Here is a 24,793-nt window from a genome sequence, read left to right on the forward strand (position 1 = left end):
CTTCAGACGCCGAGCGAAGCCAGCACACCGGTGAGCGCGGCCTGCATGTCCGGCGCTTCGATGCGCATGAGCACCGTCTCGTCCACCGCGCTCAGATCCAGCGATTCGTCATTGGCCAGGCGGAATTCGCGTTCCTCCTCGGCGGATTCGATGATATTGCGCACGAATCGACCGTTGCCCGCGAGATCGATGCCCCGACGCGGCTGCCCGCTCTGGTCGACGCGCTCGGTCTCGTACAGCCGCCCACAGGCCTCGATCAGCAGTTCCATTGCCCCCTCGGACAACTCGGAATCGCGCGAGCGAGCGATCAGGCTGCCGATCTGCCCGAGTTCGGTCGGAGTGTAAGACGGGAACTGCAAGCGTTTGGCGAAACGTGAAGCCAGACCGTCGTTCGCGGCGAGCAGCCGGTCGATCTCGCCGTCGTAGCCCGCGATGATCACCACCAGCCGGTCGCGGTCGTTTTCCATCCTGGCCAGCAATGTATCCACCGCCTCGCGGCCGAACGCGTCACCGCCCTGCAAACCGGTCTGGATCAGCGTGTATGCCTCGTCGATGAACAGCACACCGTCCATCGCGGTATCGATCAGCTTGTCGGTCTTGATCGCGGTGCCGCCGAGATTCTGGCTGACGAAGTCCACACGCTTGGCCTCGACGACCTTATCGGTCTTGAGAAGACCGACGCCGCAATAGATTTTGGCCACTACACGGGCGATGGTGGTCTTACCGGTGCCGGGCGGACCGGTGAAGGCCAAGTGGTTGCCGCGGGCCATGCTGGCCATACCCTTCTCGGCCCGGATCTTGGCCAGCTGCGCGGTCGCCTGCAACTTCGCGACCTGCGTTTTCACCGATTCGAGGCCGATCTGGGAATCCAGTTCGGCGCGCGCGTCGGCCAGGATCTTCTTGGCGCGGTCCTCGGCGTCGGCGGTCTGCATCGCCTCCACCGACGGTGCCGAGGCCGGATCCCAGCGGTCGGTGCGCGCGTCGATCGACTCCTTGGTGGTCACCGTGAGCCGGTAGGTGCGATCGCGCATGGCTGCGGTATTGGCGGCGAAATCCGGTGCCTGCGAATACACCTTCTCGAAAAGGGCCTGCGCCTCGGTCTCTTTACCGGTCTCGCGCAGGCACAGTCCGCGGCAGAACATGGCGGTGGTCCTGGCCGCCGGGATCGGGCCCGCCTCGGCCTGTTCCATGCGCCGGATTGCCTCGCCGAACAGACCGAGCTGGGCGCATGCCGAGCCGACCATCACGTGTGCGCCCGCAGCCAGATACGGGTCGTCCCATTCGGCGGATCCGGCGAGCACGGCCATCACATCGGGCCAGCGCTGGGTGTTGAAGTGCAGTACGCCACGGATATACGCGCAGATCCGGTCGTCGATCTCCCGATCGGTATCCGAGAGCATCGAGGCGCGATGGGTGGCGAGTTCGTCGAGCACCCGTTCGGCCTCGTCGTACTCCTTCTCGGAAATCAACTGCGCCGCTTGGGCCAGCCAGATTTCGGTGTAGCCGGCCAGCGGGTAGTCGATGTACAGCCCGGCCAGGAAGCGTCCGGCCAATGCCCGCGGCGCCAGCCCCAACCGGCGTTGCTCGCGGAAAAGTGTTGTCCCACTGTTCTTGTACAGGTTGTAGAGCACCTCGGTGGTGACCTCACCCGCCGCGGCCCGGCCCAGCCAGGCGTCGCACATCGTCGGATCCCACTCGGTGGCACGCTGAAACGCGAGTTTCGCGTACTCGAGATCGCGAGCCGATTCCTGTCCATCGATGGTCAGGCCCAGCGACAGGATTCCGGCGTCGAAGGCCCGTTGTGCTTGGCGGTTGCCGGTCATTGCTGTCAAACCCCGAAGTGTTGGTTGGAGCTATCTATTTTGTTGCGTGATTGTCCGCGTACATCTTCCGACCAGCTTAGCGATCGCGTCGGATCGGCTCGTCCGATACATTATGTTTTGCTACCGATAGGTTGCAAAGTGTGCGACGACCACATGCGACGGGGGAACGTTCGTGCGAGAGTGGATCCGAGTCGTAGAGTTGGTTCGACAGGTAGGAAACCGGGCGCAAGTGTTTGGATCGTTCCGTAAAGAGCTGGGATCGGTGCGCAATTGACCGAACCGTTGAGCAGTGGCACCCGCGCCGCCGAACCCGAACTGTGCCGAGTCTCCGTCATCGGGGGAAATACCCAGCTCGATGTCGGGCTTCCGGCGACCGTGCCGATCGCCACATTTATCGGTGATCTCGTCGCCCTGATCGAATCGCGCAATCCCGATGTGGTGGAGAGCGACGACGGCGGCACCCCACTGCACACCGAACACTGGACGCTGGCCCGGCTGGGCCGAGACGCCATCGCACCGAGCCGCAGCCTCACCGAGGCCGAGGTGTTCGACGGCGAACTGCTGGTGCTGCGCTCGGTCACCGCGAAGGAATCGCCCGCGCTCTTCGACGATGTCATCGATGCCGTATCCCGGCTCACCAGTGTCGATTTCCGCGGCTGGTCGCCCACCGCGGCCCGCTGGACCGGTCTGGTCGCCGCGGTGTCGGCGGTGCTGCTCGCGCTGCTGCTGCTCGCCGCTGGGCGTGCGCACGGAGATGGTCTGGCCGCGCCCTTCCTCGCGACCGGTGTCGCCATCATCGCTGCCGTTGCCGCGGGCATCGCGGCGCGTAAGTACGCGGACCAATTGACGGCCACCTGGTTGTCACTGTGTGCGCTGCTGTTGTTCTTCGGCGGCGCAGCACTATTCGTGCCAGGCGATCTCGGCAGTCCGCATCTGCTGCTCGGCTGTTCTGTCACGCTGGTGGCCGCGGCTGTGATCTATCGCGCCACGGCGACCGGTGCCGCGCTCGCCGCGTCCGCGGTGACCGTCGCGCTGTTCGGCGGAATCGCCGCACTGGTGCGGATGATCTGGGATTCCGACCTGCCCAAGATCTCCGCCGCCATCCTGGTGGTGGCCATCACACTGATCTCCGCGGTGCCGCGGCTGGCCGCGGTGCTGGCCCGGCTGCCGATCCCACCGGTGCCGACCGCGGGCGGCGCGATCGATCCGGCCGATCATGAACCGCGCCCGACCATCGAGGGCATCGGCGCGATCGGCGCGACCGCATTGCCCTCGGCCGCCGGACTCGGTGAGCGGGCCAGGGCTGCCAACCAGTACCAGACCGGCATGCTCATCGCCTGCGCCATTGCCGCGGTCGTCGGTGCGCTCGGCGCCGCCGATCCGCTGGGATCCGCACGCTGGCAAGGGATTACGCTCGCCATCATCGCCGCGGTGATCATCAGTCTGCGCGGCCGTTCCTTCGCCGATCTGGTGCAGGCCGGTGCGCTGATCGCGGGTGGCTGCGTCATCGTCATCGGCCTGATCACCGGACTGGCCCTCGGCGATTCGGATCTGCTGCTGCTCGCGGGTGTGCTGCTGCTGGCCGTCGCGGCGGGGGTGCTGGTGTTCGGTGTGATCGGTCCGCACCTCGAGGTGACGCCGGTGACCCGCCGAGCCATGGAGATCGTCGAATATCTGCTGATCGTCGCGGTGATCCCGCTGGTGCTGTGGATCATGGGAGTGTATTCGATGGCCAGGAACATATGACTGCTCGGGCGAGTAAGCCCGGCTGGCGGCGCGGTACCGGAATCGTCTGCGCCGCAGCGGTTCTCGGTGCATCCGTGCTCGGTTGGTCCGTTCCGGCCGGTGCCGTCCCACCACCGAGGATCGACCCGGGTGCGCTGGGACCCGCGCAGGCGCTCAGCGGTCGGCCCGCGCCGTTGGAGCCGACGGAGCAGAAGGTCGTCTGCGCCGAACTGTCGCTCATCGGTGGTTCGCCCGCGGAGCCGCCACTGCCGCAGCGTGTACTCGGCCTGCCGGCCGCTTGGCAATTCAGTCGCGGTGCGGGACAAAAGGTTGCGGTCATCGACACCGGCGTGAATCGGCATCCGCGACTGCCCGCACTGCAAGCCGGCGGCGACTATGTCTCGGACTCCGACGGCACTGTCGACTGTGACGGCCACGGCACCCTCGTCGCGGGCATCATCGCCGCGCGCCCAAGCCCGGACGATGCCTTCGTCGGTGTCGCGCCCGATGCCGAGATCCTCACCATCCGCCAGTTGAGCACGCACTACGAGCGCAAGGATCGCGCGGGCGGCGACCAGCCGCCGGATGCCATGGTGCGCTCCGGTTACGGCAGTGTGCTCGCCTTGGCCGCCTCGGTGGTGCGCGCCGTCGATATGGGTGCCACCGTTATCAATATTTCCGAAGTCTCGTGCAGCGCAGCCGGAACCGACACCGCTGACGTTCCGCTCGGTGCCGCGGTGAAGTACGCCTACGACCACAACGTGGTGGTAGTCGCCGCAGCGGGCAATGTGGAGAACGGCGGTGCCTGCGAGAAGCAGAACGACGGTGACGGCTGGGACAGCGTGCAGACCGTCGCGAGTCCCGCGTGGTTCCAGCCCTACGTCCTGACCGTGGCTTCCATCGATCCGAACGGCTCGCCTTCGGCGCTGTCGTTACACGGGCCGTGGGTCGGCGCCGCCGCCATCGGGCGCAATATCGTCTCGCTCGACAATAAGCCGGGCGGCACCGGACTGGTCAACGGCGCGGTCACCCAGGAGGGCACCGGAACCATCCAGGGCACCAGTTTCGCCGCGCCCTATGTCGCCGGACTGGCCGCACTGGTCCGGTCCCGATTCCCGGAACTCACTGCCGGACAGGTGATCGATCGAATTACCCGCACCGCACAGGCGCCCGGCCCGGGCCGCGACGATCGGGTCGGCCACGGCCTGATCGATCCGCTGGCCGCGCTGACCGCGCAACTACCAGATAAGCCGGTGAGCGTCGGCGCCGATATCCCACGTGTGATGGCGGCGCCGGTACATCCCGCGGGACCCGATCCGCTGCCGCGCCGTATCGCGATCATCGGCTCGATTGCCTGTCTTATCGTGCTGGGACTCGGTGCGGCACTGTCGATTCCGTTCCGGCGCGCTCGTGGTTCCGTCGATCTCGAGTCCGAAGTAACAGAGCAGTAGAGGGACCCATGGCTACCGAAGGTTTCGTGCGCCGCCCCCGCATCGCCCCGCCACGCGCACCGGGCGGTGAGGTGGCGTTGAATTCACCGCCGGAGATCGAGCGGGCCCTGCCTGGACCACTGATCATGAAGTTGATGCCGGTGATCATGGTGGTCGCCGTCGTCGGCATGATCGCGATGATGGTGATGATGGGTCGCAACCTGCTCGCCAACCCGTTCATGATGATGTTCCCGATGATGATGCTCATGTCGATGGGAGGCATGATGCTCGGCTTGCGGGGCAACGGCCCCAAGGGGGCGGGCGAACTCAACGAGGAGCGCAAGGACTACTTCCGCTACCTGGACCAGATGCGCAAGGACGTCCGCCGCACCGGCAATAAGCAGCTGGAATCGCTGATCTGGAGTCATCCGGAACCGATCGATCTGCCGTCGGTGGTCGGCACCCGCCGGATGTGGGAGCGCAGGCCGAACGATCCGGACTTCGGACATGTGCGGGTCGGGGTGGGCAGCCACCGGCTGGCGACCAAGTTGGCGCGTCCGGAAACCGGACCGCTGGAGGATCTGGAGCCGGTCTCCACCGTGGCGTTGCGCCGTTTCGTACGAACGCATTCGGTGGTGCACCAGCTGCCGACCGCCGTGTCGCTGCGCGCTTTCCCGGCCATCAATATCGGTGGCAATGCCGAGGAAGCCAGGATGCTGGCGCGCGCGATGCTGATGGAGCTCACCGCATTTCACGGACCCGACCACGTCGCGGTCGCCGTCGTCTGCGCCGATCCGGACGGTCCGGCCTGGGAATGGGCGAAATGGCTGCCGCACCTGCAACATCCGACCGTCCGCGACGGCATGGGCTCGGCCAGAATGATGTACGGCTCGCTGGCCGAACTCGAAACCGCACTCGCCTCCGAACTGCTCGAACGCGGTCGCTTCATGCGCAATCCGCAACCGACACAGGGCCGTTTGCATCTGGTGGTCATCATCGATGACGGCTACGTCAACGGCACCGAGCGCCTGATCAGCGAATCCGGTCTGGATTCGGTCACTGTGCTCGATCTGACCGCTCCCGAAAACGGCTTGGCCGCGCGACGCGGTCTGCAATTGGTCGTCGGGGACGGTGCGGTGAGTGCGAAAAGTGCTGCGGGAACAGAGAAATTCGCCACCGCCGACGAGGTGAGCGCGGCCGAATCCGCATCCTTCGCCCGTAGCCTGGCCCGGTTCCGTATCGCGACGGCCGCACAGATCGTCAGCCTCGGCGACGACACCAGGACCGACCCGGGACTGATGGCGCTGCTGAAGATTCCGGACGCGGCGCAGATCGAACCGTCGCGGGTTTGGCGTCCGCGCACCGCGCGTGAGCGGCTGCGGGTGCCGATCGGCGTCACCCCGGACGGCACCCCGGTCGAAATCGATATCAAGGAATCCGCCGAGAGCGGAATGGGTCCGCACGGATTGTGCATCGGCGCAACGGGTTCGGGTAAATCCGAATTCCTGCGCACGCTGGTGCTTTCCATGGTGACCACACACTCGCCGGACGCGCTGAACCTGGTGCTCGTCGACTTCAAGGGCGGCGCGACCTTCCTCGGCCTCGACTCGCTGCCACACGTCGCCGCGGTCATCACCAACCTCGAGGAAGAACTCTCGATGGTGGACCGCATGAAGGACGCACTGGCCGGTGAGATGAACCGCCGCCAGGAATTGCTGCGCGCCGCAGGCAATTTCGCCAATGTCACCGACTACGAGAAGGCGCGCGCGGCGGGCGTCGCACTCGACCCACTGCCCGCGCTGTTCGTCATCGTCGACGAGTTCTCCGAATTGCTCTCGCAGAAGCCGGATTTCGCGGATCTGTTCGTGATGATCGGCCGCCTCGGGCGCTCGCTGCACGTCCATCTGCTGCTGGCCTCGCAGCGACTCGAGGAGAACAAGCTGCGCGGACTGGACTCGCACCTGTCCTACCGAATCGGTCTGCGCACATTCTCCGCCAACGAATCCCGCGCCGTACTCGGCATCACCGACGCCTACCACCTGCCCGGTATTCCCGGCTCCGGCTATCTCAAGAGCGATGCCGACGATCCGTTGCGGTTCAACGCGACCTATGTGTCCGGGCCGTATGTGTCACCGAGCGGCAGCCGACAGGTGGACGGCCGGGTGGTCGGCGGTCAGTCGCCGACGGTGTTCACCGCCGGACCGGTCGAGGCCAAGGAGCGGCCCGAACCGGTGCGGATGGAACTGCCCGATCTGCCGCCGCCTCCGGGTGCCGAGCCGGAACAGGAACCGCTGGGTGGCGGCGTTCCGGAGACGCTGCTCGAGGTCGTCGTGAAACGCCTTACCGGACACGGCCGTCCGGCGCACGAGGTGTGGTTGCCGCCGCTGGACGAATCGCCGACGGTGGATATGCTGCTGCCCGATCCGGATTGGCGCTCCCCGGTCAACCGGCACGGCCAGCTGTGGATGCCGATCGGCATCATCGACAAACCCTACGAACAGCGCCGTGATGTGCTGACCATCCAATTGGCCGGCGCCCAAGGCAATGTCGCGGTCGTCGGCGGTCCGCAGTCGGGTAAGTCGACCACCATCCGCACGATCGTGATGGCCGCCGCGGCGACGCACAGCCCCGAGCAGGTCCAGTTCTACTGCCTCGATTTCGGTGGCGGCAGCCTCGCCGGTCTGTCCGGTCTGCCGCATGTCGGTTCGGTCGCGGGCCGGCTGGACGGCGATCGGGTGCGCCGCACCGTTGCCGAATTGACCACGCTGATGCGCCAGCGCGAGGAGCGCTTCGCCGAACTCGGCATCGAATCCATGGTGGAGTTCCGGCGCCGCAAGTACTCCCAGATGGAGGCCCGGCTCATCAACGGGACCGCGGCCGATCCCAACGATCCGCTGGCCGCGGATCAATTCGGCGATGTCTTCCTGGTCGTCGACGGCTGGGCGGCCATGCGCGAGGAGTTCGACGCCGTCGAGCCGCAGATCACTGCGATTGCGGCACAGGGTCTTTCGTACGGCATCCACCTGATCATCGGCGCCGCGCGCTGGGGCGAGATCCGGCCCAATGTGAAGGATCAGATCGGCACCCGCATCGAACTGCGGCTCGGCGACCCGACGGACTCCGAAATGGGTAGGCGTACCGCCGCTCTGGTGCCGGTCGGTCGTCCCGGTCGCGGCCTCACGCCCGATGAACTGCATATGCTGATCGCGTTGCCCCGGCTCGATTCCGATTCCGATCCGCAGACCCTGGCCGAAGGCGCCGCCCAAGCCAGAGACCAGATGCAGCAGCTCTATCCGGGCCGACGCGCCCCCGAGGTGCGCATGCTGCCATTGCAGATCGGTCGCGACGAGGTCCTCGCGATCGCGCGCAAACACGAGGTCGAACTCGGCCCGACCAAGGTGCTGGTCGGGCTCGGTGAGAACGAATTGGACCCGTTCGTCCTGGATTTCGGCCAGGAGCCGCACTTCATGGCCTTCGCCGATGTCGAATGCGGCAAGACGACACTGCTGCGCAATATCGCCATGGGCATTACCGAGAACGCGACACCGGAGCAGGCCAAGATCATCCTGATCGACTACCGCCGCAGCCTGCTCGGCGTCGTCGACGAGGCCCATCTCGGCGGCTACTCCACCTCATCGCAGACCTGCGGACCAATGGTCAACGAACTCGCCCGCTACATGTCCAAGCGCATACCGGGCTCCGACATCACCCCGCAGCAGCTGCGCGAGCGCAGCTGGTGGACCGGACCTGAAATCTATCTGCTGATCGACGATTACGACATGATCACCGCGGGCATCAATCCACTGCTGCCACTGCTGGAGTACCTGCCGCAGGCCCGCGATATCGGTCTGCACGTGGTCGTCACCCGACGCACCGGCGGCGTTTCGCGCGCGCTCTACGACAACGTGCTCGGCGGTATGAAGAACCTCTCCGTCGACGCGCTGATCATGAGCGGCCCCAAGGACGAGGGCAAGCTGATCGGTGATGTCCGTCCGATGAAGCTGCCGCCCGGGCGCGGCATCCTGGTGTCGCGCAACCGCGGTCAGGAGATGGTGCAGATCGCCTATCTGCCGCCGCTGTGAGCCTCCGGCGCCGGCTGCGCCGCCGCAGGCAGCGGCACATGGGTCAGTACCGGCGTGATCGGCTCGAAGGCCCAGCTGTCGGAGCGGCGTTGGAACAGTGCACGGGACGGTCCCGAGGCGGCCGGGCCCGCGATCCTGGCCAGGTGGAAGCCTTCCCTGCGGTAGTAGTCGTGCAGATCGGTATTGGTGGTCCAGGCGTCCAGTCGGACCCAATGGCGTTGTCGTTGGCGCGCAAGTGATGCGGCGTGGGCCAATAGCCGGTGGCCGACGCGGTGGCCGGCGAAGCGGACGTCGACGATCATGTAATGGACGATCACCGCGTCGGCCAGCTCCCATGGCGACCACAGTCCCGGATCCGAGCGGTCGTTGACGGTGATCGTTCCGGCCGGTTCCCCTGTCACCTCGGCAATCCAGGTTTCGCCCGCGTCCAGCGCTTCGCCGACCGCCTGCGCGAAGATCTCGATGGGCAGGCCGCGGCCCGCGACGGTCCACTGATCGGAGCCGCGGGCGGTGAGCCACGCGGTGCGCTGGATCCGGAGTCGACAGATGGTGCCGAGATCACTCAGAGTCGCCCGGCGGATGATTTTCATGACTGCACCGTATTCATGGCGGAACGTTTTTCATGGCAACGCGATCCCCGGCCGGTAGGAGATGCCGAGCGTGTGTCGGATGACGTTGCTGCCCTGGTCGTCGCCGAGTTCATAGGCCAGCCGGTTGCGGGTGGCGATCGACCGATGCCGGGTGGCCCTGGTGACGCGCTCGTGGTTGGCGCCGATGCGTAGATGGTCCAGCAGAATGGTGCCGGTCGCGACGCCGAGCACGATCGCCTCTTCCGCACTGGCCGGACGGGCGACGAGCGTGTCGCGGTGCGCGGTCTCGCCGTGGCCGCGGTCGGCCAGTCGGCGTGTCGTGCCCTCCGGAATATCGTGCGGCGAGTCGATACCGGTCGCCTCCGCCAAGTCCCGTGGATAGAAGCTGACCTCCCACGACCACGGCTCGTTGTCCAAGAACTGGACGACTGTCCTGGCCAGCACCCAGGAATCCTCCGGCACGCCCAGCCAGTGCGCCACCTCCGGACTCGCGGGTTCCATCTTCGCGCTGAACTCCTTGGTCGGTTCGCGATGTGCGGCGCGCGCGATCTCCTCGAAGATATCGTGGGCCGATTGCGGACGATCCGGACGAATATGGTCGGTGACAACCGATTCCAGGACTTCTTGGTTTCGGACGATGGTTCCACGGGAAGTAGCGGTGTAGACCAAATTCTCGGTGACCAACACCTGAATAGCGTTGCGCGCGGTAGTGATCGAAACCTGCATATGATCGGCCAGCTCGGTATGGCTGGGCAACCGATCTCCCGGATTCCACTTGCCTGCGCGGATCTCCTCACGGAGGAGGTCTGCGATCCGGAGATACGTCGGACCGTCCGCCATCTTGCTCCTCGGTCAGTCGTGCAGGTAACGAAGTGTACTCTTCGTCACACCCTACGGCCGGGTAACGCTTGACAGGTGCCTTCAGAGGTTTATTGTAATGAACGTCCTGATCCAGGTGTTGTGCGGCGATGACGGCGAGGCAACGTGGCAGGTTCGGATTCATCAACGGTTGTGATGGCTCTTCCCGGCACACCGAGGTGTGTCGATTCGACGGTGCAGTCCTTGACTCCCGGACTACTTCCCACGTCGGATCTACTTGTTCGGGCGTGTCGCGGTCACCGAGTTGTCGGTGGTCCGCTGCTCTGGTTCGCCCGTGATCTGGCGATTCTGCATGAGAAGCGACTCGTCGGTCGTGGCGGATCGGTATCGACCGATCCGGCGACGATCCTCGAAATCGAGCGTCGCAGAATCGAATTGGTCATGGCTATCGATGATTGGGTGGCGCGCAGCGTGCCGCAGCACCGGCTCGGCGCGACGCTACACACCGAAACCGTCGGCTCGGTCATCGACCGGATCGCGGAGTCCTCGGTGCGTGCCCACCACGCGTTGATGACCCTTGACGCCCACGACGAACAGCTACACGTCGCGTGGCATCATCTGGCCGAATTGGCCGACGCCTACGACGATTTGGTGCGCGATGTACTCGCGGGACGGCGGCGACTCCCGGAGTGGTGACGACCCGGGTTGACGAGGGGCCGTGGATTCCCGCCGGGTAGCCACGGCCCCTTGCCGATTCGTGGTGGTCGGCTCACCGGTGTCTGGTGTTGGGTGACAGGCACCAGCGCCCGTCCTCGGCCTCCCGAACCAAATCGCCGTAGGCGATCGACAATTCGGCCAGTCGCGTCCATGCCACGTGCATATGTTCGCCGGTCAGATCGTCGGTCATCAGCAGGTGGAAGGCGCGGTCGGCCGTGGCCGCGATGCGATCGATGATGTCGCCGAGTTCAGCGTCGTGCCGGTCGGCGGTGCGTAGCGTCAGGTGCTCGGTTGCCCAGGTATTGATGTTGGCTACCAATTCCAATCGGAGACAGTCGATTACGGCAGCGCACCGGGGATGCTCGCGTCTTATGCGATGCAACCGGACCAGATCCCGCGACCATCGGCAGACATGTCCGCGGACCTGTTTTCCGCTCAGTGCGCACAGTAGTTCGCTGGTGCTCGGCAATGCGGAGCCGACATTCGTGCGCACCAGCGTCGGAGGCCGACGGAATGTCGGATTACTACAGTGCGCCGGCGCGTTCACAGCGGTGCGGTGAGCTCGAGGTGGATGCCGTCGGGATCGCTGAAGGACAGGATCGCGATGCCGAGCCCGTCCAGCGGCGTGACCTCGCCGTGTTCGATTCCGGCCTCGGCCAAACGGGCGGCGGTACGGGTCAGATCGTCGACCGAGGGCACAGTGAAGCTGAGATGGTCCAATCCGACTCGTTCGGAATCGAATTTGTCGGTCGGTTCGGCCACCGGGCGTAGTCCGAACAGCATTCCGTTCGTTTGGAATACGACGCCGCCGTAGAACTGGGCCGGATCGGTGCGGACCTGCGGATCCTCGGGACGACCCGGCGACTCCAACGCGATCTCGAAACCGAGCACGTCGCGATAGAACGCCTTGGAGCGGTCGATATCGGTCACGGTCAGGCGGATGTGGTGGATACCGGTGGTTTCGACGATCGTCATATGAACTCCGCAGGGCAGGCCGGGTAAGTAGTAGGAACAGTAAGCCGCTTATTCCCCAGTTCCGAGTGTCGGAAACGACATATTCAGTACTGTTTGCGACATGGATGTTGCGGTCTTCGTGCAGGACGGCGTCGCCGACCTCGGACTCACCGCCGTACTGGAGACCTTCGCGACCGCAAACGGACTACGCGAGGAACTGGATACGGCTCCCGATCCATGGCGGGTGCACATCGTCGCCGATGGCGAACAAGTGCTTACGGCGCACGGGTTCCGCGCGCAGACGACGCCGATAACCGAACTGCCCGACGATGTCGGTCTGATCGTCGTCCCCGCAACGCGCGTCCTGGATGCGGATGGGCTGATCGGCGTGGTCTCCGCACCCGCGAATCGGCCGGTGCTGCAACTGATGACGCGGGCCTACGAATCCGGCGCGCACCTCGCCGCGGCCTGTACCGGCACCTTCTACTTGGCCGAGGCAGGTGTGCTGGACGGTGTGGTGGCGACGACGAGTTGGTGGCTCGGCCCGGCCTTTCGGCGCCGATATCCGCGCATCGACCTGGACGAGAGTCGAATCCTGTGCCGGGCCGATCGGCTCACCACCGCGGCGGCCTCGCTATCGCATATCGACCTCGCGCTGGCGCTGATCGCCGCGCAGAGTCCGACCCTGGCCGAGCTGACCGCCCGATATCTGGTGGTCGGCGATCGCCGCATGCAGAGCGACTCCGCGATTCCCGAGGTGATCGCCCGCAACGACTCCCTGGTCGCCGCATTCGAGCGCTGGGTGCGCGACCACGTCGCCGACCAGTTCCGCATCGCCGACGCGGCGCATCTACTCGGCGTCACCGAACGCACGCTACAGCGCGCCACCCAAGCCGAAATCGGAATGTCGCCACGGGATTTCGTGCACGAGGTCCGGTTGGAACGCGCCACCCAACTGCTGCGCACCACGACCCTGACCATCGACGCGATAGCCGTCAAGGTCGGCTACCTGAACGCGGGCACACTTCGCGGACTGTTCCGCCGACGTCGCGGGCGCTCGATCGCGGAGGTACGCGCGTCCCGGTTGTCTTGGTGAGACGCGCATGATTACGGCATCGATGACCACGACGGAGCGAGTCTTACGAGCGAGGAGTTCGCGGCCCGTCTCGCGTCCGCGCCGCAGGCGCGGCTATCGAACACAGCCGAGTCGTCTAAGCGCATGCCACGAAGTCGCGAGTCTCGACGGCGCCGCTAGCGACTGCTTGCAGGTCGCTCGAAAGGGTCAGCTGCGCCCATCGAACGCTGCCGGACGCAGTCCGTCATCAGTCTCTTGCGCTTGGACGAGCGAATGCGAGGCCACCGCACACCAGGGGCCGCGAACACGCCGCGCCGCAGGCGCGGCAAATCAAACACTGTAGCGGCGGTGATCAATGCCGAATTCGTCTGCGACCGTAGCGGCGAGTTCGACGTAGGCGCGTTTGGTGGTCTTGTGCAGGCGGTGCAGATCGATCTCGGCGCCTTCGGACAGGTGCGAGTCGTACGGGATGATGTGCACCGCGCGGCAGCGCGACAGGAAGTATTCGCGCAGCTGCTGGATGCCGACATTGGGGGAACCCTCACGCGGCAGGTTGATCACCACGACCGCATTGCGGACCAGATGATCGTGGCCGTGCAGGGACAACCAGTCGAGCGTCGCCGCCGCACTGCGCGCGCCATCGATCGCGGCCGAGGAGATCAGCACGAGCGAATGCGCGAGGTCGAGCACGCCGCCCATCGCCGAATGCATCAGTCCGGTACCGCAGTCGGTCAGGATGATGTTGTAGAACCGCTGCAGGATGCGCGCGACCGCGCGGTACTCCTCGTCGTTGAACGCCTCCGACGCCGCCGGATCCCGTTCGCTGGCAAGCACTTCCAGTCGGCTGGTGCCCTGCGAGGTATGCCTGCGCACATCCGAATAGCGCTGGATCGCGGGATCCAGCAAGAGATCGCGCACGGTCGAACGGGTCTGCAGCGGCACCCGCTGCGACAGCGTGCCGAAGTCAGGATTGGCATCGACCGCGATCACCCGGTCACCACGGATGGAGGCGAAGATCGACCCGAGACCCATTGTCGTGGTGGTCTTTCCGACACCACCCTTGAGCGAGAGCACCGCGATCCGATAGTCACCGCGCACCGGCTGCCGGATCCGCGCCACCAACTCCTGCAGCCGCAACTCCTCCGCGGACAAACCGGGATTGATCGCGCCACCGGAAACATGGTGCACGGCCTTGCGCCACCCACCACTCGGCGACTTCTTCGCACGCCGCAACGGCACGTCATCGAGCGAAGGCTGCGGCCCATGCGGATGCTGCGGCTGATACTGACCACCCTGCTGGTACCCGGGCGGCATCCCCTGCGGTCCGGCCGGTGGTCGGCCGTACCCGGCCTGCGGATCCCCAACGGGCGCTTGCTGTCCCATCGGCCCATGCCCGTGCTGCCATTGGTCAGCAGGCTGCTCACCCGGCGACTGCTGCCCGAAGCCCCGCGCCGCCGGATTCTGCCACTGCTCACCCTCAGGCGCCCGCCCGATCGGCGGCTGCCCATACGCGGGGCCGCCTTGCCGTGGTGCGTGATCGCCGCCGTGCGCTTGGCCCATGGGGCCGGACGCGCCTTGCCACGGTGCCTGGTCGCCGCCAGGGGCCTGGCCGCCTGTCGGTCCGAGTTCGCTTTGCTGTGTTTGGTTGCTGCCCGGTGCCTGCCCCGTGGGTGCGGGTCCGCCTTGCCATGGCGCATGGTCGCCAGATGCTTGGCCGGTGGGTGTGAGTCCGCCTTGCCACATCGAGTGATCGCCGCCTGGCGCCTGCCCGGTGGGCTCGCTCTGCCACGGTGCCCGGTCGCCGTCGGGGGGCTGCCCCGTAGACCCAGGTCCGTTCTGCCAAGGTGGTCCGACCTGACCGCTGACCGGTGCCTGTCCGGTGGACGGTTGCGCGTACCCGGGTCCGCTCGGCCGTGGTGCTTGGTCGCTGCCAGATGCTTGGTCGGTTGGTGTGAGTCCGCCTTGCCACGGTGCGTGTTCGCCTCCGGGGCCTTGCCACGTGGGTCCGCTCTGCCAGGGTGGGCCGACTTGATCGCCGACCGGCGCCTGTCCGATGTGCGGTTGCGCGTACCCGGGTCCGCCCTGCCACGGTGCGACCTGATCGCTGCCGGGTGCTTGGCCCGTCGGCGTGGGTCCACTCTGCCATGGCATTTGAGCGCTGCTGGGTGTGCGCCCGATGGGTCCGCTCTGCGACTGTGCCTGGTCGCTGCCGGGCACCTGCCCCGGGGGTACCGGGCCGCCCTGCCACTGATCGCCAGACCCTTGACCCGCTGGTCCGTGTCCGCCTTGCCATGGCGCATGGTCGCTATCGGGTGCTTGCCCTGTGGGCGTCGGGCCGCCTTGCCACGGTGCGCGATCACCGCCGGGTACTTGCCCCATGGGGCCGCTCTGCCACGGTGCTTGGTCGCCGCCGGGTGCTCGGCCGGTGGATGGGTTCGCGTACCCGGGTCCGTTCTGCCATGGGGCGGCCGGGTCGCCGATGGATGCTTGTCCGGTGGGCCCAGGTCCGTTCTGCCATGGTGGGCTGGCCTGATCGCCGACAGATGACTGCCCGGCGGGCGGCTGGGCGTATCCAGTTCCGTTGTGCCACTGACTATTCGGCTGCCCGGTGCCCGGTGCTTGTCCTGACGCGGGCTGTGCGTCCCCGGGGGAACTGCGGTCGCCGCTCTGCCCTTCGGCTACTGCGGATTGCTCCGCTCCGGCAAGACTTCCTCGGTCGCCCGACCCATCCGGTGTCGACTGCTCGCTCGTCGGAACCTGCTGATCGCCAGCGGTGTCGGTCGCCCCCGCGGCCTCATCGTCCGCGTCGGCAGCTGCGTCGATTTCCGATGGCAACCGGTGCCGTCCAACGACGGACGTCGGTGTGCCCGTCGTGTCGGGGACGGGGTGCGCAGCCCAACCAGGCGCGGCCAACTCGCGTCCTCGTTGCGCCGCACCGGATCCAGACTGTTCTGCCGTCCCGGTCGGCCGCCGGGATTCGGCCGCGGTTCCCTGCGGTGTCGAGCCCGGGCGTCCGAGCTCCTCGCTCGGTGCCTGCGGTGCCGCCCCCGGTCCCACGAACTCCGAACCCGCCGGATCGGGGCCAGTGGACCATTCGGGCGCCGACCCGCTATCACGTTGCGGCCGACCGGATTCCGAATCTCCGGTACCGGTAGGCCCTTGGGAATCAGCTCCCTGCGGCGCGAAGGGCGGCTGGTGGAACCCGCCACCGGGTGCCTGTGGTGCGGATGCCGGGCGAAGGAACTGGCCCGGAGTCTGAGGTGCTGCTCCCGAGCCGGCTGCCGGCGCGGAGACCGGATCGTCGTTGGCGGTTTGCGTCGCCTGGCCGTACTGGCTGTAGTCGTGCGGTGCACCGCCGCTCGCGGACGATGTTGTGCCCGAGGGCGATCCGCCTGCGGGGTGGCCGGTGCCCGCGGCCGAATCCTGGGCGCCGCGCGGTGCGGGGCCGTACTCCGAGGATGCGGTGCTTGGCACCCGCGGGGAGCCACCCGACCGCCTGGTCGGATCGACCGTCGCGGAATCGAATATCGGTGTCGCACCAGAGGATTCGGCGCGATCGCCCTCGGCGGAACCCGCTGCGTCTTGCGCGGTCTGCTCTGCAGCGAGCGCTCGCGCCGAATCATCCTGATCCGTACGGCTTAGCGCACCCCGTTCATCCGTCGCCGCCCCGGCTGCCGAGCCGGAACCACGTGCCATACCAGCGTCCGCGGGTCTACCGGAGGCGGCCGTCGGCTGTACCTCGAATTCCCCTGGTGGCGGCGGCAACTCAGGCCGCTGCCCGCTCCGCGCACTTTGCTCGTCAGCGGTCTGATCCTCCGACAGCCGCTGTGGCGCAAGCCAAGGCGGCGGACCATCGTCACCTTGCGAATCCGCCGGACGCGCCTCGTCCAACTGCTGCGCCGAGCCATTGTCCCCGTGCGAGCCGGCCCGGCGCGATTCATCGAGTTCCGGGCCCGAGCTGTCCGTTCGAGAGCCCGGCCGTGACTCGTCGAGTCGCGAAGGCGGACTGTCGACTCCGCGCGGGTCGTGCGGCCGCGGTTCATCGTGTCGGGTGGGCGGTCCGTCGACGCCATGAGAGCCATGTGGGTTCGGTTCTTCGAGTCGCGAAGGCGGGCCGTCGAACTCGTGTGAGTGCTGCGAGGACGGGCCGTCGATTCCACGCGCGTGCGGTTCGTCGATCCGTGCGGACGGTGCGTCGGTGCCGCCCGAGGTCGATGCGGGCGGTGCGCCGACCTGTGTGGGCGGCGTGAGTTGGCCGTTTTCCGAGCGGTTTTCGGGCACGGAAGTCGGCCCGGGATGAACGGGTGCCGAGGCTGCGGGGGTATGCGGGCCCGTGCCAACCGCCGGTTGGCCCTGCTCGGTGCGGGGCGTATCGAGCCATGCGGGTGGGGCGTCGAAGTCGCCGGTCCCCGGCCGCTCGCTCGTCGGCGGCTGCGGCGGTGCGGCAGGCGAATACGGTTGTGCGGCGGCCTGGTTCGGCGGGGGCGGCAGGTCGGGGCGCGACGACTGGTAGCGCACCGTTTCCTCGACGGACGCGGACGGCTCTGCGGCAACCGGTTGGTCCGCACCCGGCCGCTGGGCCGGAGGCGTTCGAGTACTGCCCGCCTGCTGGTAATCGGCAGCGGGCTGCTGCGGACCGGAAGGGTGCACCAGCGGTTGCGGCGGTGGCGTCGGCGGCCTGCTGCCGAGCGGGTCGAAACCGGCGGAGGGCTGGCCGGGGTGGCGGGTCGGCAGCTGATTGCTGCCCTGCCAACCGTTTTCCGAGCGCGGCGCGCTCTGGCCCGGCCCATCCGGGCGCGCAAGTGGACCGGAATCGTGCTGCGGTGGACCCTGGCGGTGCGGGTCCCCCACCTCAGGGCCGCGCTGAGGTTCGGGTCCACGAAAGGCGTTCGGGCCCTGGAAACCACCCGGTCCGCTGTGTAGTTCGAAACCGGGACCGGACAATTCGCGCCCCGCCGAACCCGGGCGCTGGCCCTGTTCCTCGGGCTGCTCGTCCTTACCCTTGCGACGGCCGAATCGGCGCTTGTCCCGGCGCGCGGCTTCGGGACGCTCGGTCTCCGGCGCGCGCTTGGAACGTCCACGCCGCGAAGGCGCTTCATCGATGAGGTCGTCGTGTGGCAGGTTCTGTACGGGTGCTTCGTAGCCGCCGGTGACATCGCTCTCGGAAAGCCACGGGGGCAGCATGGGGAGGCCGTCGTTATTACGGCTCACACGTCCCCCTTGATCTGCTCGACCTTTATTCCTGGGCTGTGGTCAGTTTACGCGACGACTCTGTCTCATCACGGGTGGGGAGTGGGCCGGATGACCGGTTTTCGAACGCCCTATCGCGGGATCTGTTGGACCCCATGCGCCTCTCGATAGGTAGGCCGAGATGTGCTGTGTCGTATGACCGGCGCACTCCGCATGGCAGATTGCCGCGCGTCTGCTTCGTCACCAGCATCCGGCCTCGATCCTGATCTCCGGCGGGTCTCTACTTTCCGGCGAGGGCGGCCTCTATATCCAGCCGAGCAAACGTCTTCGCCAACGCTCCCCACAGAGTCGCGAACGCGTTCGCGACCGCATCCGGTGCGACCAATTCACGAAGCATCGCCATGCTCCGGCTCGGCGTCACGACGCAGTGCCCTGCCCTCGCTCGGCGGTGGATGGCGACGAACCGCGATGCCGATGCCGAACGGGGGACTGTGCCAGATAAAGAAGAGGGGCACCGTGCCGGATAAGACGGTCCTGCTGGAAAGCCGGTGGGCATTCGACAACAAGCAGAGCAGCACCGACTTCCGGTCTCGCCATCGACGGTGGCCGCTGCGTGACGACCACGACTCCAACGCTGCTCCGGCCGCACGACTACGCTGGCAACTGCGGGTCTGCGCACGCCTCGCGCGCGCCAAAAGCGGAACAATAGCCGGTCCCGCTCGCTGTGACCAGGGCGAATTGGCCTGCCCGCAATTAAACCGGTAAGCTTGGTCGGCGGTGCACCTACGCGCCGACTGTTTGCATGCCGCTGATCGGACCACCGATGGGTACATGGAAGCAGATACAAGGCAAACAAACCAGGTTTGAGTGTAAACCGGGATCGCGGAGGACATGGCGAAGAAAGACGGGGCCATCGAGGTCGAGGGTCGAGTTGTCGAGCCGCTGCCCAATGCGATGTTCCGGATCGAGCTCGAGAACGGACACAAGGTTCTCGCGCACATCAGCGGAAAGATGCGGCAGCACTACATTCGCATCCTTCCCGAGGACCGTGTGGTCGTCGAGCTCTCGCCCTACGACCTGTCGCGCGGACGCATCGTTTACCGCTACAAGTGATCGCGCCGGAAGGCGTGACCATCGAGCCGCAAGGCTCACCACAGAGACTTCCCCAGTCGTCGGCTGGGGAAAAACTGTGTTCACACCCGTGTGAACCGAACAAGATTGGACGGACGTGAAGGTTCAGCCGAGCGTCAAGAAGATCTGCGAGAAGTGCAAGGTGATCCGCCGTCACGGTCGGGTCATGGTGATCTGCGAGAACCTGCGCCACAAGCAGCGTCAGGGCTGAGTTCGCAGCACCAGCCGGGCACCGATCACTGATCGGCTTGGCCAACTAAAAGAAGACCTCCCAGCGCCAGCGGGCACACACAGTGCCCGCCTACCCCCGGACCGGAGGCCGGGGCCCCACCAAGACGAGGGGACGGACAGGGAGCAGACCTCCGCAACGATTAAGGAACCTGCCACATGGCACGTCTCATGGGCGTTGATCTTCCGCGCGAAAAGCGCATGGAGATCGCGCTGACCTATATTTTCGGCATCGGCCGTACTCGCGCCAAGGAGATCCTCGAGGCGACGGGCGTCAGCCCGGACCTGCGCTCGAAGGATCTCAGCGACGAGCAGGTCACGCAGCTGCGTGACTACATCGAGGGTTCGGCCCTCAAGGTCGAGGGTGACCTGCGCCGCGAGGTGCAGGCCGACATTCGACGCAAGATCGAGATCGGCTGCTACCAGGGTCTGCGCCACCGTCGTGGCCTGCCCGTGCGTGGCCAGCGCACCAAGACCAACGCGCGCACCCGCAAGGGCCCGAAGCGCACCGTCGCAGGCAAGAAGAAGTAGGGGATAAAGGATGCCTCCGAAGAGTCGGGCCTCCGGCCCCAAGAAGACCCAGAAGTCGCGTCGCCGGGAAAAGAAGAACGTCCCGCACGGCCACGCGCACATCAAGAGCACGTTCAACAACACGATCGTGTCGATCACCGACCCGTCCGGCAACGTCATCTCGTGGGCGTCCTCGGGCCACGTCGGCTTCAAGGGTTCGCGCAAGTCGACCCCGTTCGCCGCGCAGCTCGCCGCCGAGAACGCTGCCCGCAAGGCGCAGGAGAACGGCGTCAAGAAGGTCGATGTGTTCGTCAAGGGCCCGGGTTCGGGTCGCGAGACCGCGATCCGTTCGCTGCAGGCCGCAGGCCTGGAAGTCGGCACGATCTCCGATGTCACCCCGCAGCCGCACAACGGCTGCCGTCCGCCCAAGCGGCGTCGCGTCTAGCGGGAAAGGAATAACGAAAAATGGCTCGTTACACAGGCCCTATCACCCGCAAGTCGCGTCGTCTGCGGGTCGACCTCGTCGGAGGCGACCAGGCGTTCGAGCGTCGTCCCTACCCGCCGGGCCAGCACGGCCGCGCGCGGATCAAGGAGAGCGAGTACCTGCTCCAGCTGCAGGAGAAGCAGAAGGCGCGCTTCTCCTACGGCGTCATGGAGAAGCAGTTCCGCCGGTACTACGAAGAGGCCAACCGCCTCAAGGGCAAGACCGGTGACAACCTGCTCCGTCTGCTCGAGACCCGGCTCGACAACGTCGTGTACCGCGCCGGTCTGGCGCGCACCCGTCGGCAGGCTCGCCAGCTGGTCAGCCACGGTCACTTCCTGGTGAACAACCGGGCCGTGAACGTCCCCAGCTTCCAGGTGACCCAGTACGACATCATCGATGTCAAGGAGAAGTCGCTCGGCACGCTGCCGTTCCAGGTCGCGCGCGAGACCGTCGGCGACCGCCCGGTTCCGGGCTGGCTGCAGGTGCTCCCGGGCCGGCTGCGGATCCTGGTGCACCAGCTCCCCGAGCGCGCCCAGATCGATGTGCCGCTGCAGGAACAGCTGATCGTCGAGTACTACTCGAAGTAAACAGCTTTCGCTGCTGGTGCGCGATCGTCTTCACCGAGGCGATCGCGCACAACCCCCAAGACGTGGGCGTCAAATAGTGGGCGCCCGTACAGGAGGATGATCCTAATGCTGATTTCACAGCGTCCGACGCTGACCGAAGAGGTCGTCGCCGAAAACCGCTCGAAGTTCACCATCGAACCGCTCGAGCCGGGCTTCGGTTACACCCTCGGCAACTCGCTGCGGCGTACCCTGCTGTCCTCGATTCCGGGGGCCGCGGTTACCAGCATCCGCATCGACGGCGTCCTGCACGAGTTCACCACCGTTCCCGGTGTGAAGGAGGATGTCACCGACATCATCCTGAACCTCAAGGGTCTGGTCGTGTCCTCGGAGGAGGACGAGCCGGTCACGATGTACGTGCGCAAGCAGGGCCCGGGCACCGTCACCGCCGGTGACATCGTGCCGCCTGCTGGTGTCGTCGTGCACAACCCGGATATGCACATCGCCACCCTGAACGACAAGGGCAAGCTGGAGATCGAGCTCGTTGTCGAGCGCGGTCGCGGTTACGTCCCGGCGGTGCAGAACAAGGCGTCCGGCGCGGAAATCGGCCGGATCCCGGTGGATTCGATCTACTCGCCGGTGCTCAAGGTGACCTACAAGGTGGAGGCCACCCGTGTCGAGCAGCGCACCGACTTCGACCGTCTGATCCTGGACGTGGAGACCAAGAACTCCATCACCGCCCGGGACGCGCTCGCTTCGGCGGGCAAGACCCTGGTCGAGCTGTTCGGCCTGGCCCGTGAGCTCAATGTCGAAGCCGAAGGCATCGAGATCGGCCCTTCGCCGGCCGAGGCGGATCACATCGCCTCGTTCGGTCTGCCGATCGAGGATCTGGACCTCACCGTCCGGTCCTACAACTGCCTCAAGCGCGAGGGCGTGCACACGGTCGGCGAGCTCGTCGCCCGCACCGAATCGGATCTGCTGGACATCCGCAACTTCGGCCAGAAGTCCATCGACGAGGTCAAGGTCAAGCTGCATGCGCTCGGCCTCTCGCTGAAGGACAGCCCGGCCTCGTTCGATCCTTCGTCCGTGGTGGGTTACGACGCGAGCACCGGAACGTGGAGCGACAGCGGCACGTTCAGTGACACCGATGGCGGCGAGCAGGACTACGCCGAGACCGAACAGCTCTAGGCCGCTGGGGTAGGCACCCCGGAGCCGGCCTCGCACCCGCGGCGTGAGCGACGCGCCCGGAGGCGGTAGCGGAGCGTAACCACGCAGGGCGCCGGGAGCGCCGCAATAAGACACAGGAGAACAAACAATGCCCAAGCCCAAGAAGGGTGCCCGCTTCGGCGGGTCGGCGTCGCACCAGAAGGCGATCTTCGCCAATCTGGCCACGGCGCTGTTCGAGCACGGTCGTATCACGACCACCGAGGCCAAGGCCAAGGCGCTGCGCCCCTACGCCGAGAAGCTGGTCACCAAGGCGAAGGCCGGCACCCTGGCCGACCGTCGCGAGGTGCTCAAGGTCATCCGCAACAAGGATGTCGTCCACGAGCTCTTCGCCTCGATCGGCCCGTCGTTCGAGGGCCGCGAGGGTGGCTACACCCGCATCACCAAGACGCTGCCCCGCAAGGGTGACAATGCGCCGATGGCGGTCATCGAGCTGGTCCGGGAGAAGACCGTGACCAACGAGGCCGACCGCGCCCGTCGCGTTGCCGCGTCCAAGAAGGCCGAGGCGCCCGTCGCCGAGACCGTGGTCGAGGAGAAGGCCGAAGAGGCCGTCGCCGAGACCGCTGAGGCCGAGGCTCCCGCTGCCGACGAGGCCGCTGAGGACAAGAAGGACGCCTGACGCTCGCGTTGGAAGTCTTCGAAGGAGCCCGCCGCACCCTCCGTGGGTCGGCGGGCTCATTCGTGTCCGAAGGGGATCGCAGGAGATGACCGTGACCGTGCAGGATTCGACCGGTTCGTTCGCGACCCGTAGCGCCGCGCCCCATCGCCCCGGTGCGGGCGGGGCGCCAGCGGCGGAACCCGTCCTTCGTCGAGGTGACGAGGTGCGCCCCGATAGCGGATTCGGGCTGGATGGCGGGACGAAGGTGTTGCGCGTCCGGCTCGACATCTCTTACGACGGTACGGATTTCATCGGCTGGGCACGGCAACCGGGTCTGCGCACCGTGCAGGGTGTACTCGAGGAATCGCTGAGCAAAGTGTTCCGCGAGCCGATCCAATTGACCGTCGCGGGCCGCACCGATGCCGGTGTACACGCCGAGGGGCAGGTCGCGCATTTCGATATCGGCACCGAACCGGATGCGGCCAAGCTGATCCATCGCATGGCGCGGTTCCTGCCGAAAGATGTGCGGATCAAGGATATTCGCGTCGTCCCGCCCGAATTCGACGCGCGTTTCTCGGCGATCCGCCGCCACTATGCGTATCGGCTGTCTACCGCGCCATATGGTGCCGAGCCGCTGCAGGCGCGCAGCGTTGTCGCCTGTCGCCACGACGTCGATCTCGAAGCCATGCGCGAGGCGTCGCGAAAGTTGTTGGGCCTGCACAACTTTGCCGCATTCTGCCGCCGACGCGATGGTGCGACCACCGTCCGTGAACTCCAGCGCTTCGACTGGGAGCGAGAGGGTGACCTGCTCACCGCCTATGTCAGCGCGGATGCGTTCTGCTGGTCCATGGTGCGCAGCCTCGTGGGCGCGGTGCTCGCGGTGGGGGAGGGGCGTCGCACGCCCGGCTGGGTCGCCGCGCTACTCAACGAAACCGAGCGCTCCAGCTCGGTCACCGTGGCGCCCGCGCACGGTCTGAGTCTCATTGCCGTCGACTATCCGGACGATGCCGACCTCGCCGCGCGCAATGCCGAAACCCGTGAAATGCGTACTGTCCCAACCGAAGGCTGCTGCGGCGACTGAGCTGGCGCGCTCCCGCACCGCGAATCTGCGGGCGCGGCGGTGCGGGAGCATGACCCACCCGATCAGCTGGACGAACTTGCCTCGATCGTCCGTGGCTGGCTGGAGCCGGAGATTTCGATACGGCGCGGCTTGGCCTTTTCGGCGATCGGAATCGTCACCGAGAGGACGCCGTTGTTATAGGTCGCGCTGATCTTGTCGGCATCGACATTGTCGCCGAGGCTGAGCTGGCGCATATAGGTGCCGGCGAAGCGCTCGGACGCGATCCATTGGACGCCTTCGTCACTCGGCAGGCTGCGCTGCGCGCGCAGGGTGAGTGTGCCGTTGTCGACGCTCACATCCACCGAGCCGGGGTCCACACCGGGCAGGTCGGCGTTGAGTACGTAATGATCGCCTGCCTTGAACAGATCCATCGGCATGAATCGTGGCGCGCGTGATGTCCCCATGGATTCACCGAGCAGCTGGCGGGCAACGGTGTCGATGTCATGGAATGGATCGAACCGGAGCACAGCAATCACCTCCATTTCACTAGCGGCGACGCCTGCCACGGCGGCAAGCGCCGAAAGCTGTGC

20 protein-coding genes are annotated in these 24,793 nt (G+C 66.4%); 13 read left to right on the plus strand and 7 right to left on the minus strand.

Annotation, left to right across the window (positions count from 1 at the left end):
* Positions 1–2: 2 nt before the first annotated feature.
* Positions 3–1,823 (minus strand): type VII secretion AAA-ATPase EccA, encoded by a 1,821-nt coding sequence (gene eccA, locus ACFYOW_RS38805; protein ID WP_387295314.1) that lies wholly within the window; start codon positions 1,821–1,823, stop codon positions 3–5.
* Positions 1,824–2,093: 270 nt separating this feature from the next.
* Here eccA and eccD point away from each other — a divergent pair, with 270 nt between their 5' ends.
* From eccD to eccCa, 3 genes are read left to right on the plus strand one after another with little or no spacing between them, the layout of a single operon-like run.
* Positions 2,094–3,569, plus strand: a complete 1,476-nt coding sequence (gene eccD, locus ACFYOW_RS38810) for a type VII secretion integral membrane protein EccD (RefSeq protein WP_387295229.1) — start codon at positions 2,094–2,096, stop codon at positions 3,567–3,569.
* Positions 3,566–4,999 carry a type VII secretion-associated serine protease mycosin gene (gene mycP, locus ACFYOW_RS38815; protein WP_387295232.1) on the plus strand — a complete coding sequence of 478 codons (1,434 nt, stop codon included), beginning with the start codon at positions 3,566–3,568 and terminating at the stop codon, positions 4,997–4,999. Before eccD ends, mycP begins: the two co-directional genes overlap by 4 nt.
* Positions 5,000–5,007: 8 nt before the next feature.
* Positions 5,008–9,060, plus strand: a complete 4,053-nt coding sequence (gene eccCa / locus ACFYOW_RS38820) for a type VII secretion protein EccCa (protein ID WP_387295234.1) — start codon at positions 5,008–5,010, stop codon at positions 9,058–9,060.
* Here eccCa and ACFYOW_RS38825 read toward each other — a convergent pair.
* Both ACFYOW_RS38825 and ACFYOW_RS38830 read right to left on the minus strand, forming a co-directional pair.
* Positions 9,042–9,650, minus strand: coding sequence for a GNAT family N-acetyltransferase (locus ACFYOW_RS38825; RefSeq protein WP_387295236.1), 609 nt, complete (start codon positions 9,648–9,650; stop codon positions 9,042–9,044). The genes eccCa and ACFYOW_RS38825 overlap by 19 nt on opposite strands.
* A gap of 30 nt (positions 9,651–9,680) precedes the next feature.
* Complete coding sequence (locus ACFYOW_RS38830; protein ID WP_387295238.1) at positions 9,681–10,490, minus strand: GntR family transcriptional regulator; 810 nt, start codon at positions 10,488–10,490, stop codon at positions 9,681–9,683.
* Positions 10,491–10,703: 213 nt separating this feature from the next.
* Between ACFYOW_RS38830 and ACFYOW_RS38835 the strand changes: the two genes are divergently transcribed.
* Positions 10,704–11,165, plus strand: a complete 462-nt coding sequence (locus ACFYOW_RS38835) for a DUF4254 domain-containing protein (RefSeq protein ID WP_245721274.1) — start codon at positions 10,704–10,706, stop codon at positions 11,163–11,165.
* 73 nt (positions 11,166–11,238) lie between these two features.
* Here the strand turns inward: ACFYOW_RS38835 and ACFYOW_RS38840 are convergent, their stop codons facing one another.
* Both ACFYOW_RS38840 and ACFYOW_RS38845 read right to left on the minus strand, forming a co-directional pair.
* On the minus strand, positions 11,239–11,511 hold the full coding sequence (locus ACFYOW_RS38840; protein WP_387295240.1) for a hypothetical protein: 273 nt from the start codon (positions 11,509–11,511) through the stop codon (positions 11,239–11,241).
* A gap of 218 nt (positions 11,512–11,729) precedes the next feature.
* Positions 11,730–12,161: a VOC family protein gene (locus tag ACFYOW_RS38845; RefSeq protein WP_387295242.1), complete on the minus strand. Its 432-nt coding sequence runs from the start codon at positions 12,159–12,161 to the stop codon at positions 11,730–11,732.
* Positions 12,162–12,261: 100 nt separating this feature from the next.
* Here ACFYOW_RS38845 and ACFYOW_RS38850 point away from each other — a divergent pair, with 100 nt between their 5' ends.
* The gene (locus tag ACFYOW_RS38850; protein WP_387295244.1) at positions 12,262–13,236 is read left to right on the plus strand and encodes a GlxA family transcriptional regulator; all 975 of its coding nucleotides are present in this window, start codon (positions 12,262–12,264) and stop codon (positions 13,234–13,236) included.
* Positions 13,237–13,545: 309 nt separating this feature from the next.
* Here the strand turns inward: ACFYOW_RS38850 and ACFYOW_RS38855 are convergent, their stop codons facing one another.
* Complete coding sequence (locus tag ACFYOW_RS38855; RefSeq protein WP_387295246.1) at positions 13,546–18,426, minus strand: AAA family ATPase; 4,881 nt, start codon at positions 18,424–18,426, stop codon at positions 13,546–13,548.
* Positions 18,427–19,296: 870 nt separating this feature from the next.
* On the opposite strand from ACFYOW_RS38855, the gene infA reads away from it, so the two are divergent.
* The 8 genes from infA to truA all read left to right on the plus strand — a co-directional run bounded on the left by infA (position 19,297) and on the right by truA (position 24,224).
* On the plus strand, positions 19,297–19,518 hold the full coding sequence (gene infA / locus ACFYOW_RS38860; protein ID WP_003418601.1) for a translation initiation factor IF-1: 222 nt from the start codon (positions 19,297–19,299) through the stop codon (positions 19,516–19,518).
* A 115-nt stretch (positions 19,519–19,633) separates the two neighbouring features.
* Positions 19,634–19,747 carry a 50S ribosomal protein L36 gene (rpmJ, locus tag ACFYOW_RS38865; protein ID WP_040686659.1) on the plus strand — a complete coding sequence of 38 codons (114 nt, stop codon included), beginning with the start codon at positions 19,634–19,636 and terminating at the stop codon, positions 19,745–19,747.
* A gap of 176 nt (positions 19,748–19,923) precedes the next feature.
* Positions 19,924–20,295 (plus strand): 30S ribosomal protein S13, encoded by a 372-nt coding sequence (rpsM, locus tag ACFYOW_RS38870; RefSeq protein ID WP_062983099.1) that lies wholly within the window; start codon positions 19,924–19,926, stop codon positions 20,293–20,295.
* 10 nt (positions 20,296–20,305) lie between these two features.
* Entirely contained in the window at positions 20,306–20,719 is a 414-nt protein-coding gene (rpsK, locus tag ACFYOW_RS38875; protein WP_014349147.1) for a 30S ribosomal protein S11, read from the plus strand.
* Positions 20,720–20,739: 20 nt separating this feature from the next.
* Positions 20,740–21,345, plus strand: a complete 606-nt coding sequence (gene rpsD / locus ACFYOW_RS38880; RefSeq protein WP_063039138.1) for a 30S ribosomal protein S4 — start codon at positions 20,740–20,742, stop codon at positions 21,343–21,345.
* Between the two features lie 105 nt (positions 21,346–21,450).
* Positions 21,451–22,509, plus strand: coding sequence for a DNA-directed RNA polymerase subunit alpha (locus ACFYOW_RS38885; protein WP_040686662.1), 1,059 nt, complete (start codon positions 21,451–21,453; stop codon positions 22,507–22,509).
* Positions 22,510–22,636: 127 nt separating this feature from the next.
* Complete coding sequence (gene rplQ / locus ACFYOW_RS38890) at positions 22,637–23,164, plus strand: 50S ribosomal protein L17 (protein ID WP_387295250.1); 528 nt, start codon at positions 22,637–22,639, stop codon at positions 23,162–23,164.
* A gap of 202 nt (positions 23,165–23,366) precedes the next feature.
* The gene (gene truA / locus ACFYOW_RS38895) at positions 23,367–24,224 is read left to right on the plus strand and encodes a tRNA pseudouridine(38-40) synthase TruA (RefSeq protein WP_387295316.1); all 858 of its coding nucleotides are present in this window, start codon (positions 23,367–23,369) and stop codon (positions 24,222–24,224) included.
* Between the two features lie 62 nt (positions 24,225–24,286).
* On the opposite strand, the gene ACFYOW_RS38900 is transcribed toward truA, so the two are convergent.
* Positions 24,287–24,730 carry an Hsp20/alpha crystallin family protein gene (locus tag ACFYOW_RS38900; RefSeq protein WP_387295318.1) on the minus strand — a complete coding sequence of 148 codons (444 nt, stop codon included), beginning with the start codon at positions 24,728–24,730 and terminating at the stop codon, positions 24,287–24,289.
* Positions 24,731–24,793: the final 63 nt, after the last annotated feature.

The sequence above is a fragment of the Nocardia sp. NPDC006982 genome (genome assembly GCF_042869435.1).
Taxonomy (GTDB): domain Bacteria; phylum Actinomycetota; class Actinomycetes; order Mycobacteriales; family Mycobacteriaceae; genus Nocardia.